Here is a 1,163-nt window from a genome sequence, read left to right on the forward strand (position 1 = left end):
AGTTCAAGACTTTGGACACCATCAACCGTGACCTTCTCTTGAAACGGTAGGCCTGGATCCCAAAAAGATTAGGAATTTCGGCATAAAATATAGAAAATTGTTCAAAAATTAGCAAGGTTATAGCCTCCGCTCTCGAAGGTGTAATTGTTACACGAAACCTGAAAGAGGGAGGCTACCCTGTGCTTTTCAACAAAACTCACAAAACCCTGGCCGACGTGAGCAAAGACTACGTAATCCAGGGATTGCTGAAGGCAGATCTCAGGGCGCTGGGCGAGCAGGTCCTGGCAAAAACCGGTCGTGGGAGCAAGAGAGCATGCCCTCTCAAGCCGTTGATCGTCATCTGGCTGGTGGTCGCCATGGCTCTCTACCGCAACCTTTCCATTCCGAACGTCTTTCGGCGCCTGCTTCACTGCGCAAGAACGGCCGAACCCGGGCTTGGCCGTAACCCGGTCACGCCGGAGGCTCTGGTTCACGCCCGCGAACGTCTGCGGGCGGGGCCCCTCAAGCTGTTATACCGGGAAACCGTCGAGAACTACCTGGAGCCGGTCCCCGTCACCTTTCACGGGCTTCGCGAGTGGGCGGTCGACGGCTCCGAGTTCACCGTGCCGGACACTCCGGCCAACGAGGTGGCCTTCGGGCGCCACACCTGCCAGCGAGGTGACGCGGCCTACCCGCAGGTCCGCGGGGTATTCTTGACAGCCATTGCCCTGCACCAGATTCGCGATGCCCGCTTCATGCGGATTTCCTGCGGGGAACAGGTGGGGCTCCCGTATTTACTGAGAAACCTGGGCCCAAAGGACCTGGTGCTGGTCGACCGTGGCCTGGCTTCGTTCGGGTTCTTCCTGCTGTGCGGCAAGAAAGGTGCTCATTATGTGGCCCGAATCTCGGCGCACTGGAAGCCAAAATTTCTGCAGCGCCTGGGAAAAGGGGACTCCCTGGTGGAGGTCCGTCCCGGTAGCATGGCCCGGCGGAAACTAGCCAAAGGCGACAGGGACACTACGATTACGGCGCGCTTACTCGAGTTCCGTGTCGGCCACGGGGAGAGGGTCCGGCTTCTGACCGACCTGGTCGACCCCGCGGAATACCCGGCTGCGGAGTTGGCTGGGGAATATCATCGCCGATGGGAATGCGAACTGACCTACAAAGAAGTAAAGATCGAGCTA

At 58.6% G+C, this 1,163-nt stretch carries 1 protein-coding gene; it reads left to right on the forward strand.

The genetic code is table 11. The annotated features are described in order from the left end of the window. Window positions 1–179 precede the first annotated feature (179 nt). Window positions 180–1,163, forward strand: a 984-nt coding sequence (locus HY795_09840; protein ID MBI4805524.1) for an IS4 family transposase, incomplete at its 3' end; no start/stop codon positions are given.

Source organism: Desulfovibrio sp. (assembly GCA_016208105.1).
Taxonomy (GTDB): domain Bacteria; phylum Desulfobacterota; class Desulfovibrionia; order Desulfovibrionales; family Desulfovibrionaceae; genus Fundidesulfovibrio.